We start from the raw sequence: 3,651 nt of genomic DNA, 5'->3' as shown, positions 1-3,651 counted from the left end.
GCCGGGGTCGCGGCGCTGCGGGAGCGTGGCACCGCCGGGTTCGGGGACGGGGCCATGGTGGTGCGGACCGCCGTCGCGGCGGGGCTGGCGTGGTGGATCGCCACCGCGCTGCTGTACTCGGACGCGCCGTCCGTCGCCCCCGCGGGCGCCGTGCTCGCCGCCCAGACCACCCCGTTCGCGACCGCCCGCAAGAGCCTCCAGCGCGCGGCCGGGATTCTGTTCGGCTTCGGGCTCGGCATCGCCGCGACCGCGAGCGGCGGGGTGAACGCGGTCAGCGTGCTGCTGGTCGTGCTGATCGGGATGTACGCGGGCCGGCTGCTGAAGCTCGGTTCGCAGATGCACCAGATCGCCCTGACCGGCGTCCTCGTCATGGGCACCGCCTCCAGCTTCGGCTACGGCGCCGCCCGCCTGGAGGGCAACGTCGTCGGCATCCTGCTCGGCACCCTGCTCGGCCTGATCGTCCCCGCACCGGGCTTCGGCCGTCGCGCCGGTGAGGAACTGGCCCGGCTGAACAGACAGCTGGCCGAGCTGCTCCGCGACATGTCCCGGCAGCTCGCCGCGGACGACTGGGCCGGGCAGGCACGCGGCTGGGTGGACCGGGCACGCGCGCTGTCCAAGCGCCTTGACACCGTGCGCGACGCGGTACGGGAGGCCGAGGACGCCGTACGGCTGCGCCCACGCGGGGCGGCGGCCCGCGCCCATATCGACCGGCTGTCCGAGGCCACGCACTGTCTGGACCACGTCGGCCACCAGGTGCGCGGCGTGACCCGAGGCCTGTACAACCTCACCTTCATGGACGGCCGTCCACCGGCCCGGCACGAGGAGCGCCGCGAGGCGTACTTGCTTCCCGAGCCCGCCCCGGCGCCGGCGGGCCTTGGCGTTCTGCTGTCCGAACTGTCCGTGATACTCGCCGAACTGGCGGAGATACACACCTGGCACCAGGCCCCGCCGCCCGAGCTACGGGAGAAGCTCCGGGCCATGCTGGCCTCCGCGGAGAGCGGCTTCGCGCACACCGCCCTGGGCGCGTCGCCGGCGTACGCGGACTGGCGGGTGCTGTGCGCGGCGGGCATCGCCGAGGACGTCCGCAGGATGCTGCACGAGCTCGATCCGGAGTCGGGTCCGCATCGGGCCGCGTTCGGTAACCCGGTGACCGCCTAGATCCGGGGGAAGCGGGACTGTAGCTCCCAGATCGCCGGGTTCTCGCCGAGGTCCTCGTGCATGTCGGACAGGTCGGCGATCAGGTCGTGCAGGAAGTCACGCCCCTCGCGGCGCAGTTCGCTGTGCGAGAAGGTGAGCGGCGGCTCGTCGCCCGGCATCCAGTCGGCCTCCACGTCCACCCATCCGAAGCGCCGCTCGAAGAGCATGCGGTCCGTGGACTCGGTGAAGTCGAGCTCGGCGTACTGCGGCTTCGACGCGCGGCTGCCGAGCGGGTCACGGTCCAGCCGCTCGACGATGTCGCACAACGCCCAGGCGAAGTCCAGCACCGGCACCCATCCCCAGGCTGTGGACAGCTCCCGGTCCTCCTTGGTGTCGGCGAGGTAGACGTCGCCGCAGAAGAGGTCGTGGCGCAGGGCGTGGACGTCCGCGCGGCGGTAGTCGGTCTGCGGGGGGTCCGGGAAACGGGCGGAGAGGGCGTAGCCGATGTCGAGCACGTAGGTGATGGTGTCACGGGCGTGGGGTGGGTCGGTCCCGCGTCTCAGGTCCCCGCGTCTTGGGTCGGTCCCGCGTCTTGGGTCGGTTCCGTGCCTCGGGTCGTGCTCGCGTCTCGGGTCGGTCCCGTGGCTTGGTCACGGCAGTAGGCGCTGCTCCTTCGCCACCGCTACGGCTCCTGCTCGGGTGTCCACGCCGAGCTTGTCGTAGATCCGGCCCAGGTGGGTCTTGACCGTGGCCTCGCTGATGAACAGGGCGCGGGCGATCTCGCGGTTGCCGAGGCCGTGGGCGAGCTGGCCGAGGATGTCGCGTTCGCGGTCGGTGAGGGTGGGGCGCGGGCTGCGCATCTGGGCCATGACGCGGCTGGCGACCGGCGGCGAGAGCGTGGTGCGACCCTCGGCGGCGGCGTGGATCGCGGCGAAGAGTTCCTCGGGGCGCTCGGCCTTGAGGAGGTAGCCGGTGGCGCCCGCCTCGATGGCGCGGGTGATGTCGGCGTCGGTGTCGTAGGTGGTGAGGACCAGCACGCGGGGGCCGGGGGTCCCGGCCGCGGTGATGCGGTGGGTCGCCTCGACCCCGTCGATTCCGGCGCCCAGCTGGAGGTCCATCAGTACGACGTCCGGCGTCAGTTTGGCGGCCAGCGCGACCGCCTCCTCGCCGGTGCCGGCCTCGGCCACGACCTCGATGTCCGGTGTGCTGCCGAGCAGGGCGAGGAGTCCGGCGCGTACGACGGTGTGGTCGTCGCAGACCAGGATGCGGACAGGGTGCGTCGTGGGGCGCGTCGTGGGGCGCGTCATGGGGTGCCTTCCGCGGAGTGGGGGAGCGGGACGGTCGCCGTCACCACGGTGCCTTCGCCGGGCGCCGACTCGATGGTGAGCGTGCCGCCGAGTGCGCGGACCCGGGCGCGCATCGCGGGCAGGCCGTGGCCGCGTACGCCGTCGGCGGGCTGGCTGGGGTGGGTCTGGTCGAAGCCGCGGCCGTTGTCGGCGATGTCGAGGACGACCTGGTCGTCGTCCAGGTGGGTGAGGGTGAGGGCCGCGGCGGTGGCGGTGGAGTGTTCCCGGACGTTGGCGAGTGCGCCCTGGGCGATACGGAGGAGGGCCGAGGCGACTCGGTCGGGGAGCGGTACGGGGGTGCCCTCCAGGTGGAAGTGGACGGTGAGGGGGGTGGTGTCCGGTGCGGCTTTCGCCGTCTCTCGGGTGGCCAAGGTGCGCAGGGCCTCGGTGAGGCCGCCGCTCTCGGCCAGTTCGGCCGGGGCCAGGTCGTGGACGAAACGCCGGGCCTCGGCGAGGTTGTGTTCGGCGATGGACTCGGCCGTACGCACATGGCGGCGGGCCGCGTCGGCGTCCGCGTCCCAGACCCGGTCGGCGGCCTGGAGCAGCATCTGCTGGCTGGACAGGCCCTGGGCCAGGGTGTCGTGGATCTCCATGGCGAGCCGCTGGCGTTCGGCGAGGGTGCCTTCGCGGCGCTCGGTGTCGGCGAGTTCGCGGCGGGTGTGGAGCAGGTCGTCGATCAGGGTGCGCTGGCGGGTTGCCTGCCGTTCCATGTGCAGGAAGACCGCCACCGCGATCGCCGCGACGGCGGGTGGCGCGAGCACCAGGTTCGGGTCGAAGCCGTCGCTGGCCAGGCTGAGCTGCGCGCTGACGACGGACGCGGTGAGCACGGCGACCAGGGCGAGCGCGGCGCGCGGCGGCAGGGTGCGCAGCCCGGTGTAGAAGAGCGGCACCGCACACCACGCGAAGCTCGGCGCGAGCACCACCAGCACCAGCCAGACGCCGACCACCGCGCCGAGCCAGGCCAGCCGGCGGGGGGTGGGGCGGGAGCCGAGTGCGCCCCCTAGGGCCGGGCCGAGTACGTACAGCAGGGCGAGTACGGCGCTGAGGGCGATGATCCACGGGGTGCGGGGTTCGCCGGGGTGCCGGATCAGGAAGCGGAGGAGCGAGGCGGCGAGCAGCAGGAAGAACGCCGCGTGCATGACGGGGGCGAGCCAGCGGGCGTCGGGGT

4 protein-coding genes are annotated in these 3,651 nt (G+C 73.3%); 1 reads left to right on the top strand and 3 read right to left on the bottom strand.

From position 1 onward, the window contains the following. The coding region (locus tag U9R90_RS34280; protein ID WP_411061241.1) for an FUSC family protein at positions 1–1,158 on the top strand (1,158 nt) is incomplete at its 5' end. On the opposite strand, the gene U9R90_RS34275 is transcribed toward U9R90_RS34280, so the two are convergent. The 3 genes from U9R90_RS34275 to U9R90_RS34265 all read right to left on the bottom strand — a co-directional run. Then, on the bottom strand, positions 1,155–1,652 hold the full coding sequence (locus U9R90_RS34275; RefSeq protein WP_411061239.1) for a hypothetical protein: 498 nt from the start codon (positions 1,650–1,652) through the stop codon (positions 1,155–1,157). The genes U9R90_RS34280 and U9R90_RS34275 overlap by 4 nt on opposite strands. A gap of 135 nt (positions 1,653–1,787) precedes the next feature. Beyond that, the gene (locus U9R90_RS34270; RefSeq protein WP_411061237.1) at positions 1,788–2,444 is read right to left on the bottom strand and encodes a response regulator; all 657 of its coding nucleotides are present in this window, start codon (positions 2,442–2,444) and stop codon (positions 1,788–1,790) included. Then, a partial coding sequence (locus U9R90_RS34265) for a sensor histidine kinase (protein WP_411061236.1) occupies positions 2,441–3,651 on the bottom strand: 1,211 nt, incomplete at its 5' end. The genes U9R90_RS34265 and U9R90_RS34270, both read right to left, overlap by 4 nt.

Source organism: Streptomyces sp. E11-3, from assembly GCF_046540415.1.
Taxonomy (GTDB): Bacteria; Actinomycetota; Actinomycetes; order Streptomycetales; family Streptomycetaceae; genus Streptomyces.
Note: the sequence above shows the minus strand (reverse complement) of the source record. Positions and strands in the feature narration are given on the sequence as shown.